General features: G+C 49.8%; 12 protein-coding genes and 1 riboswitch. Of the genes, 6 read left to right on the top strand and 6 right to left on the bottom strand.

The genetic code is table 11. The annotated features are described in order from the left end of the window. Positions 1 to 15: 15 nt before the first annotated feature. The 3 genes from PHI12_00270 to PHI12_00260 all read left to right on the top strand — a co-directional run bounded on the left by PHI12_00270 (position 16) and on the right by PHI12_00260 (position 2,017). Positions 16 to 1,320 (top strand): PAS domain-containing sensor histidine kinase, encoded by a 1,305-nt coding sequence (locus PHI12_00270; protein ID MDD5509243.1) that lies wholly within the window; start codon positions 16 to 18, stop codon positions 1,318 to 1,320. Positions 1,321 to 1,333: 13 nt separating this feature from the next. Further along, positions 1,334 to 1,711 carry a response regulator gene (locus PHI12_00265; protein MDD5509242.1) on the top strand — a complete coding sequence of 126 codons (378 nt, stop codon included), beginning with the start codon at positions 1,334 to 1,336 and terminating at the stop codon, positions 1,709 to 1,711. Between the two features lie 84 nt (positions 1,712 to 1,795). Next, entirely contained in the window at positions 1,796 to 2,017 is a 222-nt protein-coding gene (locus PHI12_00260) for an NIL domain-containing protein (GenBank protein ID MDD5509241.1), read from the top strand. A gap of 235 nt (positions 2,018 to 2,252) precedes the next feature. On the opposite strand, the gene PHI12_00255 is transcribed toward PHI12_00260, so the two are convergent. The 4 genes from PHI12_00255 to PHI12_00240 all read right to left on the bottom strand — a co-directional run bounded on the left by PHI12_00255 (position 2,253) and on the right by PHI12_00240 (position 5,538). Next, on the bottom strand, positions 2,253 to 2,456 hold the full coding sequence (locus PHI12_00255) for a TOBE domain-containing protein (protein MDD5509240.1): 204 nt from the start codon (positions 2,454 to 2,456) through the stop codon (positions 2,253 to 2,255). A gap of 189 nt (positions 2,457 to 2,645) precedes the next feature. Beyond that, positions 2,646 to 3,620: a tungstate ABC transporter substrate-binding protein WtpA gene (gene wtpA, locus PHI12_00250; protein ID MDD5509239.1), complete on the bottom strand. Its 975-nt coding sequence runs from the start codon at positions 3,618 to 3,620 to the stop codon at positions 2,646 to 2,648. An 80-nt stretch (positions 3,621 to 3,700) separates the two neighbouring features. Next, positions 3,701 to 4,702, bottom strand: a complete 1,002-nt coding sequence (locus PHI12_00245; protein MDD5509238.1) for an ABC transporter ATP-binding protein — start codon at positions 4,700 to 4,702, stop codon at positions 3,701 to 3,703. Positions 4,703 to 4,743: 41 nt separating this feature from the next. Next, a complete protein-coding gene (locus tag PHI12_00240) occupies positions 4,744 to 5,538 on the bottom strand; it encodes an ABC transporter permease (protein MDD5509237.1) in 795 nt (264 codons plus the stop codon). Positions 5,539 to 5,618: 80 nt separating this feature from the next. Further along, a riboswitch (molybdenum cofactor riboswitch) is annotated at positions 5,619 to 5,739 on the bottom strand. Positions 5,740 to 5,886: 147 nt separating this feature from the next. On the opposite strand from PHI12_00240, the gene PHI12_00235 reads away from it, so the two are divergent. Beyond that, complete coding sequence (locus PHI12_00235; GenBank protein MDD5509236.1) at positions 5,887 to 8,427, top strand: glycoside hydrolase family 38 C-terminal domain-containing protein; 2,541 nt, start codon at positions 5,887 to 5,889, stop codon at positions 8,425 to 8,427. Between the two features lie 49 nt (positions 8,428 to 8,476). Here the strand turns inward: PHI12_00235 and PHI12_00230 are convergent, their stop codons facing one another. Beyond that, a complete protein-coding gene (locus PHI12_00230; GenBank protein MDD5509235.1) occupies positions 8,477 to 10,522 on the bottom strand; it encodes a bifunctional mannosyl-3-phosphoglycerate synthase/mannosyl-3 phosphoglycerate phosphatase in 2,046 nt (681 codons plus the stop codon). A gap of 277 nt (positions 10,523 to 10,799) precedes the next feature. Between PHI12_00230 and PHI12_00225 the strand changes: the two genes are divergently transcribed. Then, positions 10,800 to 11,708, top strand: a complete 909-nt coding sequence (locus tag PHI12_00225; protein MDD5509234.1) for a universal stress protein — start codon at positions 10,800 to 10,802, stop codon at positions 11,706 to 11,708. A gap of 56 nt (positions 11,709 to 11,764) precedes the next feature. Beyond that, positions 11,765 to 13,126: an SLC13 family permease gene (locus PHI12_00220; protein MDD5509233.1), complete on the top strand. Its 1,362-nt coding sequence runs from the start codon at positions 11,765 to 11,767 to the stop codon at positions 13,124 to 13,126. Positions 13,127 to 13,273: 147 nt separating this feature from the next. Here PHI12_00220 and PHI12_00215 read toward each other — a convergent pair whose 3' ends face one another. Further along, on the bottom strand, positions 13,274 to 14,950 hold the full coding sequence (locus PHI12_00215; GenBank protein MDD5509232.1) for an IPT/TIG domain-containing protein: 1,677 nt from the start codon (positions 14,948 to 14,950) through the stop codon (positions 13,274 to 13,276). Positions 14,951 to 14,989 lie beyond the last annotated feature (39 nt).

Raw genomic sequence — 14,989 nt, 5'->3', positions numbered from 1 at the left:
GATAGGTGACTGGCTATGGCAACTTTAGCGAAATACCCGAAGGCAGAGGTAACTAAATGGGATGGCGACGGTCTAACCATGGGCCCCTTTACCGGTGGTAACGAGGCGGAGTGGGTCCGTTACCTGGAAAAACTCCTCAAAAATGAGCGCGATCAGTTTATCGCCATGCTCGACTCCATGGACGAAGGCGTTGCCATTATCGATCACGAAAGTAAGATACGCTTCATGAACCCGAGCATGATCCGTGACTTCGGTAACGGTATAGGTGCCAAGTGCCACAAGCACCTTTTCGGTCGTGAAAAGCCGTGCCGTGATATATGCCGTCGATCCAGTGTACTACGCGGGAACATAGAAAGGTGGGAATATGCTTTTCCGGACGGACGCACTTACGACGTCGTTGCTTCACCCATCGTCAGTACTGATGGCGAGCCATGTGCTCTAATCACCCTGAGAAATATTTCGTTACGCAAGCAATTCGAAGTCGACCTGGTCAAAGTCACCCAGTTGAAATCGGAGCTACTGACTCAAAAGGCGGAACAGCTCGAAAAAATATCCCGTGAGGTCGCCCGTCTGGAGGAAGAAAAGGTGCGTTTCGTCCGTTTCCTGGGTGTTGTGGCCCATGACCTGCAATCGCCGCTGGTGGCTACTCAATCATTCCTATGGCAGATGCTGGATGGCTTTACCGGGGATATTACCGATGAACAGCGGGACATGCTGGAGAAGAGCACCCAGCGTATCGACAGGCTGATGCGGCTAATCAAGGATCTGCTGGACATACCGCGCATAGAGACCGGGCAGCTCGTTTACGAGATGAAGCCAATCAACCTTATGGAAATAATTCGGGATTCGGTAGAAGAGATGGAAAGTCTGGCTAAAGATAAAGGCATGACTATCCGGATAGAGGCACCGGTAAAGCTGGGGCGGATTCAAGGGTCCGGCCCACGGCTGCAACAGGTAGCCGAAAACCTGATCAGCAACGCCATTAAGTACTCCGCTACCGGTGAGGTGGTGGTTAGAGTGATTGATAGCCGTAACGAAGTAAAGGTGGAAGTTATCGATAACGGTATAGGGATTTCTGCCGGGGACTTACCCCATGTCTTTGACGATTTCTTCCGCAGCAAAGGCTCTCTGGAGCGCGGTACCGGACTGGGGTTATCCATATGCAAGCGTATTATTGAAGCTCACAATGGTAAAATATGGGCAGAAAGCCCGTGTTCTGAAACCGGTAAGGGTAGCAGATTCAGCTTCACGCTACCCAGGAAGAAACAGGCAGGTACCAGTGATCGGCAAGCCATCAAACAGGAGGCTATTAAAAAATGAAAGGAGTAATGCTATGAGTAAGACGCCAAAAATTCTGATTGTCGACGATGATGCCGAACTAGTCCAGGTCATGAGTAAGGTACTGAGAAGCAAGCTCTATGAAGTAGTGGTGGCCTATAATGGTGACGAGGGTTTACAAAAAGCAAAGAAAGATAAGCCTGACCTGATTCTTCTGGATATCATGATGCCGGTACGGGACGGATTCAGCGCCGCAGAGCAATTTAAGAAGGATGAAGCCCTTTCCGGAATCCCGATTGTAGCTATAACCAGCTTTTCTGAATCGCTGGGGCAGCCTTTCGACTATCAGTTTGACGAGTATGTTAGTAAGCCTGTCCGTTCCAAGGACTTACTGAATATAGTGGAGAAATACTTCAAGAAGAAGAGCGCTTAATACTATCCATTATGCCGCCTGTAGCACTTTGCGCTTGTGGAAAGGGGCAACTCCACCCGATTGGAAACGAGAGGGAAACAGAATATGGCCAAAAGAAAGGTGATGTTTACCTATCCCAGGGAAGTAATATCGGAACCGGTCATATATACGCTGAGCCGTAATTTCAACCTGGCAACCAATATCCGTCAGGCCAATATAACCGGCGACCGGGGCTGGGTTATCATTGAGATCGAGGGCCAGGAAGAAGATATTGAAGCCGGTATTGCCTGGGCTATTTCCAGGGGGATACAGGTAGAGTCCTCCTGAAACCATTCGCTGGCGGGTATACTGCTTCTCCACATCTGAAGGGTAACATTTAAGACCGGAGCCTGCTTTTCAACGCACTAATTGCTCAATTCCGGAAGGCAGGCTCCGGGGATTATTAGTAATGGCCGGGGATATTATGGGATGGTCGTTCGAGGTCATTATCCCCTGCCCTTCCGGTCCCAGAAGGAACTTTACGAATTCAATCCCGAGATCAGGATTAGGGGTGGTATAGCCATCAATCAATGGCAATCATCACATTCGAGGCTTTGATGACGGCGTAGACACTTTTACCCGGAGCCAGTGATAATCCCTCGGCGGACTCCTTTGTAATGATCGACGTTACAATCTCCCCGCCGGAGAGTTCAATCACCACCTCCGTATTGACCACACCCGGTTTGACGCTCTTCACCTTACCCTTGAGTATGTTCCGTGCACTAATTTTTATCTCGCACCTCCCTGCCGGATGAATCGGTCCGGCGTAGGGCTACAACATAGCACCACTATCGCCTATTGTCAATATACTAATTGGACGGAAGGGTACCCGACCCGGCGGACGGATCAGATACCCTTCAATCCCGGCTGAATACAGCTCTCAACTACATTATGTAGAGCTATCGCAGTAAATTCGCTAATCGAGATATATTCGAAGCAGCTCGGGCACTTTACCGGCGTCGTTAGTCTGGGCGGGAACAACGGCCGGCTGACCGTATGCTTCCATAACCGCTACACCCGCGTCGCTGAGAAGATAATCGATCCAGGCTAAGCCCAGGTCGTACTCAGGTGAGCCGGTAGGTATGGTAACTCCATAAACGATAGCCGTCCCCCTCTGTTCGATGGTAGTCCCCGGCTCGGTACCGGCGATTTCCACCACGGCGGTATCATAGAATTCGCTGTAGGTCTCGTCGGACAGGTTTATTTCAGACGGTAGTTCTACGTATTCCAATCCTTGCTCGGCAGCTACCGAGGTGTATTCAAAGGCGTAGTCCAGATCGCCGGATTCCAGAAGAGCAATCAGGTCGACAGACTTCGGGCGCATTAAATCCCCTTCAGCCTGATAAAGTGCATCGTATAACCCGGGTACGTCATAGTGTTCTTCCGCCAGCTGCCATACCATCAGTGTCCGGTAGCCGCACGGGTCCTGGTCGGGATCACTACGCCCATAGGTGACCCCTTCTCTCTGCAGTATCTCATACCAGTTGTCGCCATCTATCTCATCGGCATATTGAGAACCGTCGTTATAAGCAATGCACATTTGATTGGTGGCAAAGATAATGTACCAGTCGGCATAGTCGGGAAACATGAGCTGGGGAATCAACAGGTAGTCTGCGGAACCAATCACTCCACAGTCTTTACCTAGTTCGGTGACCTTACGAATAGTGGTGGCGCTTCCGGCTCCTTCAGCCAGCACCTCTACGTCGGGATAGAGTTCATTGAACCCTTGTGTTATTTCATCGAATGGCGCCGCTAAGCTCCCCGCATGAAATACGTGCAGCGTTCCTGACAGCTCCGGTTCGTCAGCCGGCTGACGGGTACATCCTACCGCCAGACTCAGTGCAAGGCTTGCTGCCAGACAAAGAACGACTACAGAAAATCTTTTTTTCATCTTACCAACCTCCAGATAGATATTGAGTTATGGGAAAAAGGACTCATCAGACATTTAATTTATCACATGACAATCCCCCTCTAGAAGATATTGACCGCAGATGCCTTGAAAGTGATATAGACTTTATCACCTATCGACAGATCCATGGCATCGAAAGAATTTCGGGTAATAAGGCAGATGAAATCGGGAGGGACCCTTACCGTAAGCAGAAGAGTGGAACCTTTATCGGCAATAGCGGTTATCTGCCCCCCAAACGAGTTGCGGGCGCTTGAGGGAAAGGGAGCATGGGAAACGATGATATCCTCGGGACGGAGTGAAGCATGATAAAATCCGCGGTAGCCGGTGACAACAGACAGACTCACCCCATCGACGCAGAAGAGGGCATCTCCATTTTCACCTTCAATTACCTCACCTCGAAAGATATTCCTCACCATGGCGAAGCGAGCGACGAACTCCGAACCGGGCTGGCGGAATATCTGCTCCGGAGTGCCTACCTGCTGGACACAACCGTCTCCGATTACAGCAACACGATCAGCCAGAGCAATCGCCTCCTCAAAATCATGAGTAACGTGGACCGTAGTTACCCGGTACTCTTCATGTATATTACGTAGTTCACGCTGGAGTATCTCACGACTGTTTGGGTCTAGAGCGCTGAGCGGTTCGTCCAGCAAAAGCAACTTAGGCTTAACGCTCAAAGCCCGGGCCAGGGCCACCTTCTGCTTCTCTCCGCCACTGAGAGTATCCGGCTTGCGGCCAAGCAGGTGATGTATATCCAGCAACCCTGCCAGCCAGCTTAAAGTACGCTCGATTTCAGCAGGTTTCATCTTGCGGATTCTCAGACCGAAGGTAATATTATCCCTGACCGAGAGGTGGGGGAAAAGCATCTGGTCCTGGTAGACGATGCTGATGCCACGCTTTTCAGGTTCAAGTCTCGTAACCTCTTCATCGTTAAGCCATATGCGACCCTCCCTGAGCGGATAGAGGCCGGCGATAGATTCGAGCAGAACCGTTTTCCCGGCCCCGGTAGGCCCTAAAATGACGAAGTACTCCCCCTGATTGATATCCATGTTCGCATCTTTCAATACGAATTCACCTAGATCTACCCAAAGGTGCCTTACCCTGATCATCTTTGCTTCCCTCGCTGCACCAGAGTCCTCAGTACGACAAAGATAATCAGACTTATTATAATCAGTAATACCGCTACCGGTCTTGAATAGGTCAGGCCATAGGTTTCAAACCGTTCGTAGATTAGCGTCGGGGCAATCATGGGGTGATAGGCAAGAATGATAACCGCCCCGAACTCGCTTATGCCGCGGGCCCACATCATTATATTTCCGGAGAGTATGCTTCTCCAGGCCAACGGAAAGGAAACCATGAAGAATGTCTGCCAGGATGAAGCACCCAGGGTACGGGCTACCTTCTCCAGTCTAATATCTACCTTTTTGAAACCATCCTTAGCCGAGTCTATCAGGAAAGGCACACTGACAAACAGCATAGCTACCACGATACCGGCCATAGAATCGACAAACTGAATGCCTACTGAACCGAAAATACTGCCCATAAAAAAGTTGCGACCAAAGACAAAGAGCAACGCGATACCGGCAGCGGTATGGGGGACGACTATCGGGACATCAATCAATCCCTCGACTATTCTCTTGCCCCGGAATTCATAACGGGCCAGTAGGTAAGCTAAAGGCACCCCGAGTACGAAACCAATCCCGGTGGCGATAAGAGCCGCCCACAGGGTAAGCAATATCGCTTTGGTTACCTCGGGGTCGAACAGGGTTTCTCTCAATATGCCCGGGTCGGAGGCAAAAATCATACGGAATAGAGGCACGATAATAAACAGGAAAATGATCGCCCCGAGTAGTATGAAGGTCAGCGTCAGTTTATTGGATTTCAGCCACTGTTTTACCAATCCAACCTCCGGCTGTCGGTAAAACAGGGTGCGAAAAATGAAAATCTGATATCAGGATGGTTATCATAAGGTGAGAATATGATGGCCGACATAAATCTCCTTTCCTAACACGGGAGGCATCACCATTTCTAGTGATACCCTCACGGCTACTCACCATAGGATGACCTTTAGGTATAAAGTAGCTCGGAGATTAGTTTTTTCGAAATATATTACTATAGCTACAGCGTTTATGTCAATATATCTTTAGAGATTATCTGATCGGTGGGTTCCTGGTTGCCAGATTATGTTGTATAATACGTCCAAACAGAAAATAGCTGTCCTCGCTGAAATCAGCGCACAAAGGGTGATATGGATAAGATATACCTGGTACCTCATTCTCATTATGATGCTGTCTGGGCTCTGACCAAAGAAGACTACTTTTATATCAACATCGATCTTATTATCAAACAAGCCCTGGATCTGGTCGAAAACAGAGACTACAAATTCCTCATCGAGCAGACTGCGCTTCTGGAAGAGATTGAGAGGAGAAATCCACACCTCTTCAACAGACTGGCAAAATGCATCAAAGCCGGCAAGATTGAAATTGCCGGCGGCGAATATCTCATGGCAGACACGATGATACCCAACGGGGAAACCCTGGTCAGGGAGATAATGCTGGGCAAGAGGTATGCCAGAGAGAAATTCGGCACCGACGTTCCCGTCATGTGGGGGGCCGACAGCTTCGGTTATAATGCCCAGATGCCCCAGATCTACCGAAAATCGGGGTATAAGTATTTTGCTTTTCGCCGTGGAGCAAATCGAGACAAACCCTCCGAATTCTGGTGGCAGGGGCTGGACGGAACCAGGATATTATCCCATTGGATGCCTCTCGGTTATCGGGCCGGACTTGATTTCGACAGACTTGAGGAAAACTTCAAGCTGCTGAAAGATGCCGCAGCGACACGCCATATCCTGATGCCTTCCGGCAGCGGTTCAATACCACCCCAGACCAAGATATTCAGAGTGGTAAACAGATGGAACAAGAATCACCAGGACTCGCAAATGAAAATCGCCACCGTCTCCGGTTTCTTCACTCAGGTCGGGAAATCTGCCGATAAACTAAAAACCTGCCGCGGAGAACTTTACTCGGGGCGATATTCTCAGGTCTTCCCCAATACTACTTCCAGTCGAATCTGGATAAAGCAGGAGCTCAGGAAATACGAAAACCTGCTGCTGACATGCGAGAGGTGGGCGTCTGTTTCCTGGCTGTTAGGAATCCCTTACCCTAACTACGAGTTCAGGAATAGCTGGCAGAAGGTACTGTGGGGAGCCTTTCATGACGTCGCTCCCGGAACCGGTATGGATGAAGGCTATGAGGAAGCCAGGGATAATTTCAGCTATTTGCAGAACCACCTCCAACAGTTCCTGCAGAACTTTTGCTCGATTATTTCCCAGAACCTTCAGGTGCAGGAAGATGTCATCGTTTTCAATCCACTGTCATGGGAAGTCAAAAACTGGGTTGAAGTGGAGATGGGCTTCGACAGAGGTAAGATAAAGAGAATCGGGGGACTGCGCAGCGGCAGGGAAGAAACAGAGGTGGAGATCCTGGATTTCTCCCGTTACGCCGATGATTCCTATCAAACGGTTAAGCTGGGTTTCGTAGCCACGGTACCGGCTCTGGGATACCGCACCTACAAGATAATTCGGAGAAACCCACGCGACGGGGCGGCTCCCCGGATAATAATTTCCGGCAATACCATTGAAAACCAGTTCTTTAAGGTCAGAGTGAATCCTGCCAATGGTCTGATCGATGTTTTTCAGGACGGCAAACGATTGGTAAACGGTAACGAACTGGTAATGGAAGAAGAGATAGGCGACCTGTATTATCATCGTGAAAATCTGGGTGAGCCGTTAGGAACCGAGGGCGGCGAAGAGGGGGTAACCTTCGGTCAATTTCGAACCAAGAGCTTCAAGATTGTTAAGACCCCGCTCCGGAGAGTAATTGAGGTTGAGAGTGAGTTCTTCTCACTGAGGTGGCCCTATCGGCTGTTAAAGAAACTGAGGCCCCTGATATGGCGTCATAAATACCTCTCTATGCATAAGAGGATTATCATTTACAATGACGTACCGCGTATTGACTTTATAACCAACATCGACAACCGGCACCCTCAGGTTCGAATGAGGATGCGGTTTTCCACAAACATAAAGTCGCCTAATTATCAATCGGAAACTCAGTTCGGAGTGATAGCACGCCCCGTCGACCAGTACTACAAAAAGACCAGGGACAAATGGGTGGAACAACCTTCAGGAGTCTATCCGGCACTGCACTGGGTAGACTATTCGGACAAAGACAGGGGGATAACCCTGATCAATAAGGGGCTGCCTTCACACGAAATAAGGGACGGCAATATCTACCTAACCCTGCTGCGAAGTATACTAATGCTGGCTTCCGATGGCATCATCGGTCCTGCCATTCCTACCCCAGATGCCCAGGAATTCAAGCACTATACCTTTGAATATGCCCTCTTCCCCCATCAGAAGGGATGGAAAGACGCCGACTCTTTTAAGCCGGCATACGAATTCAACTATGGTTTGTCCGGCTTCCAGCTACCCGTGGAAAAAAGGAGGAAAGGCAGCCTGCCCTACCGGTTCTCTTTCGTTGAAGTAAAGCCGGAAAGCCTTATACTGGTGGTATTCAAGAAGGCAGAGGATAGCGACGAGATAATCTTAAGACTCTTTGAAACTAAGGGGAAGAAGACCAGCGGAGTAATCACTCTATACAAAGAGCCCAGTGCAGTGAAAACGGTCAATCTCCTGGAAGTGGAAGAGGGAGACATCAAACACCGGGGCCGCAGGATCGTGCTGCAGGTAAAACCTTTCGAAATTGTGAGCTTGAAGATTAAGTTCTAGTCTTCGATTCACTACACCGGATATGGTCGGTACTCTACTTCAACAGCCCCTATTTCGGACCGAATAGCTCGGCAATTGCCTGAGACCATCCCTCGGGGCCAACCCCCTTGGCACGTTTTAGATTCTTAACCTTCAGTCTATTCCACCGATTGCCTTCCGTCTGCACCAGTAACGGTAGGTCTACTTCGTTCAGCATGCCTACATCATTAGGGCTATCGCCGATGCCAGTCGTGGTAACACTACCGAAATTCAGTTTGAAAAGCTCGATCAGGATCTTTACCGCTTTACCCTTATCGCCACCCTGATATACTTCGTAGAACTTGCCTCCGTAGGTATAACTCAAACCGCTTTCTGTGATAACATCCAGCGCCGCTTTTATCTGTTTTCTGTTCCCCTCTATTATCAGAGTCTCACTATATTCCCTTTTCCTGGCGAGCTCGGCCATTAACAGGTTCAAGCCGGTTACTTTAGACACCTCTTCGTTGCTGAGGTCCCCGAAGCAGGTAATTTTAGCCTCACATCTATCGATTGATGTTTTCAGCTTCTCCCTCACTTCTTGATACGAGATACCAAGCTCAATGACGAAGCAGTCGTCAGTAGTCCTACTGAAGGAGAATGGGAAACGGAAATAGTCTTTAGGAATGAAAACAGCCGCCCCGTTCTCAACAATAAAGGGATCGCCTATATTCAGCTCTTGCCGGTAAACCTGCTGTTCACCCATCGTTTTGGCAGAGCAGAAGATGACCGGAACTCTTTCTTCCTGTAATATGCGTAACGAGTCTAGAGCCGCCGCATACGAATAGCTGACCGGATGAAGCAGTGTACCGTCAAGGTCGGTAAAGACCACCTTCAGGGCTTCCTCTTGCTTACGACCCGGCAGCGGCAACTTGGCCCATACCGACCACCCTCGTGGTACCGAATAATCGTTGTAGTGACCCTCGAGGGCAGCGGCGAACTTCTGAATATCGATACTTTCCGGTGGCGCTATCATTCTTATTTCGGGGACTTCTCCGTCGGGACCGATGCAATCCAGATCAACCAGTTGTTTGGTTATCAGCTCTTTGGTCGACTCTTCACACAACTGGTTGTGGTAAATCACAGATAGGCTGGGCACTGCCATATCCTGGACCAGGTGGTCTTCACCTCTCTCGGCATGAAGATGCGGGTTGATCGTTTCCGTTTGAATGATATCAACACCTCGCTCGGCGACGGTTGCATCGGCAATGGGTAAAAAACCACCAAACTGCTCTAATATCGACATGAGCTCCTGCGTCTCGACACCGTAGCCGGTGGCATAGGCTAACTTCATCGCCAGCCGCAGGCTCATAGCATGCTCCCCGGCATTAGCCGTCTTGATAATACCGGTCTCAAATTTACCCTTGGTAGATATGAAATGATTGATATATTTATTGGTTATCTCAGACACCCGCCCCCACTTCTTGAAATAAAGCTCTCCTGAGGTCTTAGGCTTGTAGCGCCATAGAATCCGGACCATAGCATAAGGAGACTCCGAGAGGCTGAAGCCTGCCGCATAATGCTGGGCATACTCCAATACCGCACCGGGAATATAGTTGTCGGTATCGATGAACCCAACATATTCCTTACCCTGCAATTGAGCGAGCAGGATACCGAGAATCATTCCCTCGCTCTTTCCGTTTCGGACCATTCCTTTTTCATCGAGAATATCATTATACCCGCAACTTGCCAGTGCCTCGGCTAGATAGGGGTCTTTTTGATGAACCATGAGAGCACTTCTCTTGGTGGCATCGCAGAACCGGCTTAGAACATCCTGCTCATTTTTGAAATTATCGATTTCCCCCCGCTCGCTGTTGGATACTACTATCATCAGGCAATCATGGGGAACGCCGCTCAGCACGCCCTCAAAGATTTTCACGTCCTCGTTTTTGATGGGTAGAACAATGGCCAGTTGCTGTTGAATGCCGGCAATAGTATCCCGTTCAATCTTCTGGGCGTAGATACCTTCCTTGAGCAAAGCAGGAACTCTGGCACCGGAATCAAGCTCCAAAAACCGGCGTACGTCGTGAATCCGCACTGCCCCGAGGTGTTCAATCTGTTTGCTGCTTTCGATACGCATTTATTTTTCCTCCCGCTTATCAAATGGACGTCCCGTTTATCGTTAGATTCATAAAAGCAGTCCGTCACTACTCTCCGCAGTTAAACCACGAAAGATATTATACCCTATATCAAGAGTTCGATACTAATAACCGGCATACTTTACAACAAGATAAGTTCGTAATATAATTCATTCACAAGAACACGTTTTGCTGTTTTATTTTTCAGCCAAAATGTCGAGGATTCATGACTATTTACGTGGGTAAGACATCCTCACCCGATATTTACGGAGGGTAGATGTGTTTAGAAGAATACTAGTCCCTCTTGATGGCTCCAAAACCGCAGAGGTAGTAATGCCTTATGCCACCGCGATAGCTAACATATATGGTTCACAAATCATGCTGGTAAGTGTTTCCGAATCCGCAGCCGACGCCAGCCATATCTATGAAACCTATCTAACTAGCGTTGCCAGTAAGTTCAGACGTCAACTCAAGGAATGGGGGGAGACGGATGAGCAATACGATGTGCAAAACAAGGTACTGGTCGGCAACCCGGCACTTGAAATCGTAGGCTTTGCCAGTAAGGAAAAGATTAGTATTATCGTGATGGCCAGTCGCGGTTCATCCGGTGAGGGACCCTGGCTGCTTGGACATATCGCTGCCAAGGTGCTACGAACGACCGATAGGCCGGTGCTCTTAGTTAGAACCCCCGCCAGCGACGCTGCACTGGAACAAAAGAAGTTGGTACGCAAGATCCTGGTACCCCTGGATGGCTCTAAAGCAGGAGAGTCAGCACTATGTTATGCGGAAAGATTAGCCAAAACCATGAGTGCCGAGATAGTCCTGATCGAAGTCTTCGAGCCGGTAGGAACCATAGGAGCAAGCGGGATTTTCTATACCGTACGCGATGATGAAGCGGTACGGAGAACACTGATGGGTTACCTTGACACCATAGCCCAGCCTATCAAAGAGCAGGGAATCAAGGTGTCCAGTGTAGTTGCCTTCGGCAATCCCGCCAGTCAGATTATGAAATATGCTGAAGAGAACAGCGTTGACCTCATCACTATATCAAGTCATGGCCGATCTGGTATGGGACGCTGGGTCTTTGGCAACGTAACGGACAAAATTCTGCATACAGGGGACGTTGCAGTACTGGTTGTCCGGACTTCTGAAGCAAGCTGCGATGTTATTCTGTCCGAACATGAATAGGAACAGCACCTACCTTACCTTAATGACTAAGATAGAGAAAGAAGCTAAAATTATAGATGCTTGATCCCAGCCAAATTGTTACACTCTGCATCTTCATCGGGGTATTTACCTTTCTTATCATCGGTAAGGTACAACGCTTCATTCCTGTGCTTATCGGAGCCGCCCTCACCATTCTCGTCGTATTTCTCGGTATTCTGAGAAGTCCTGATACTGCCATCGGTGTACTTAACTTCGCCGAGATTGGTCGTCCTACCTTCTGGATAGCCGGACATGAACCGATAATGGCCCACGGCGTCAACTGGCAGACTATTTTCTTCATCGGCGGGATGATGGTTCTAGTAGAGGGATTAAGAGCAGTGGGTTTCTTCCGCTGGCTCTGCCTATATACTGCCCGGATGGTCAACTACCGTATCATCCCCATCTCTATTGTCTTCATGCTGCTTGCTGGTGTAATGTCAATGTTTATTGACAGTATCACTGTATTGCTCTTTATGGCATCGGTGATCATCGAGCTGGCACGCATATTAAAATTTGATCCTGTTCCGCTGATTATTGCCACGATCTTCGCGGCTAACGTCGGCGGCAGCGCCACTATGGCAGGTGATCCCCCCAACATCATAATCGGGACCAGTCTCGGCTATACCTTTAACGACTTCGTAGTTAATACTGGACCCATTGCCTGGACGGGTATGGCAGCAGCCGTAGGCTACTTCTACTGGCGCCTTCGCCGGGATTACGCTCATACTGCAGTCATCTCAGCTAACACTGCGGAGACACAACTGAAACCCCAAGACGCCATTATCAACCATCGACTCTACAAAATCCAATTGGCCATCTTCATCACGGTAGTATTCTTGATTATTACGCACGCTCAAAGCGGTCTCTCAATGGCGATGATCGGCATAATTGCCGCCCTAGCTACCATAGCCGCCATGGGCAAAGAAACACCATCAATTATGAAGGGGGTCGACTGGAGAACCCTGCTTTTCTTTATCGGACTCTTTATTTGTGTTGGCGGGCTTGAGGAAACCGGTATATTGCATCTTATTGCTGGCTTTATCGGAACAACCTCAGGCGGCAACCCGTTTACCATGATCACCATCATACTCTGGGGTTCAGCATGTGCTTCAGCCGTAGTGGACAACATTCCATTTGCCGCCACCATGGTTCCGATAATAGTTCGGCTATCCCAAGCCACCGGAGTAGCGCTACCTTCTCTGGCCTGGCCTTTGGCCCTGGGCGCTGATATCGGCGGTAATGCTACCCCAATCGGGGCATCAGCTAATGTCGTCGGCGTTGCTATTGCCGAGAAGGCAGGCTACCGGGTGAGTTGGGGCAGATTCCTCAAATACAGCTTGCCTATTACAATAATAGTACTTTCCATCTGTATGCTGATGTTAGTAACGAGATATGTATAGCACAACAACGATACGGGGAGCATCCCGGAATCTCCAGGTGCTCCCCGTAGTGCCTGATAAGAGGGTACCCTCTAGGACTTGCTGGATTATAATCTCCCGGTTATACTAACCCGAACGATTTTCAGCCCGTATTATTTTCAGTATGGTCTAACCCCGGCGCTTGCCCTGGTAATATCCTATACAGGTACCCGCAATCACACCGATACCCCAGAAGACATGCACCGCCCAAGATGGCATTGAGAACCCCACCGAAAAGTCACTGGCATTCGTCCAAATCCCCTCGTTACCAGCACCGTCAATCGCCATCACCCGCCAGTAATAGGGCTCTTTTAGCGACCGGGAGGGTAGAGATTCCTCCTTGGACAGGGTGTATTCCGAGACGGTCAGCCCTTCCTTCTCCAGGACCAGTGAGCTCGCGGCGAAGTCCTGGCTGATGGCCACCTGCAGGATATAGGTAATGCCGCTGGCATCGGTGACATCACTCCAGTCAAAAACGGCGGTTGCCGGGGCCTTGGTAGCAGCCTCAGGGAGAAGGAGTTGCGGCACCGGCGGGGCATTAGACTCAACATAGAAAGGCAATTGCAGTGAGTTGGTGCCGTCGCTCGCCGAGATGGTATGAGCGCCCGCCTGGCTCTTAGGAACCTTGAAGGTAAAGGAGAAATCGCCATCGGCGTTGGTCGTAGTTGTACCCACCACTATAGGGGTAGAGGTATAGGTAATGGTCACACTGGAGTTAGGGACAAAGGCCACACCACTGATGGTGACGTTCTGTCCAACATAACCGGGAGCTCCGGCACTTGTCACCGGGCTGACCATAATTTCCGTACCTACCTCTACCGTGAACTGCATCTCTGCTTCGTTATCATCCTCATCCATGGCTACCAGGTCATAGATACCCTCGGTAATGTCGGGCACGGTGAAAATGACCGAAAAGCTACCCTTATTATCAGTTGTAGCAGTTGCCACCAGTACGTCGTCAATCATAATATCAACATCAGCTCTGTTCCCGAATCCTGTACCGCTCACCGTGGCGGTATCATCGGGCGGCCCAGTTACCGGAGAGACATCCAGCGAGGATTCCACAGTGAAGACAGGCGGCTCGTCCGAACCCTCCAATAATGCTTCCTCGGTCAGGCTTTCGTCACTGACGCTGATGGTATGCTCACCGGCGGTAGCAAGCGGGATGATAAAAGTCGTGTTATCGAAATCACCGCTGCCATCGGTCTCGTCATCACCGCTGATGATGTCCACCTCACTACCGTCAAACATTATGGTGATAGTCTCATTTTCAGCGAAATTCTCGCCGCTGAGAGTAACCTCGGTTCCAACCGGCCCGCTGTCAGAGTCGAGGTCCGTGATTTCACCGGTGATAACCGTGAATTCCACCCGCGCCCTGACTCTAACATCATCCTCATAGGTGACGCAGACGTAGTAGCTGCCGCCATGGACATCGGCATCGACAGTACCGCCCCTGAGCCTATCGGGCACATCGAATTCAAAGGTGAACTCTCCGTCGATATCGGCCTGAACTCCGCTGTCCAATAGCTCGTAGGTTCTGATCTCATCATTAATATCGGATGAAGTTGACGGAACTGCGCCCGTGGTCGTTTTTGCCGTAAAATAGATATCAACATATCGATATTCCTCGGAGGATATGGGATCAAAACCCGTCCCTTCCACCTCGACCTCATCGCCAATCCTGCCCTCATCCGGGTCAATGCTGATGCCTGCCGCCAAGGCCGGCGAGGCAGGCAGGAACACCGACATGAGCACCGTCAGTATCGCGCCCATCCCCAATAGCTTTAGAAACCTTTTTCTTCTCACTGGCACCCCCCTTTATTACTATCCTTCTACAATTCTAGA

The organism is Dehalococcoidales bacterium (genome assembly GCA_028716225.1).
Taxonomy (GTDB): Bacteria; Chloroflexota; Dehalococcoidia; order Dehalococcoidales; family UBA5760; genus UBA5760.
The sequence above is the reverse complement of the archived record's forward strand: the minus strand, read 5'-3'. Positions and strand labels throughout refer to the sequence as shown.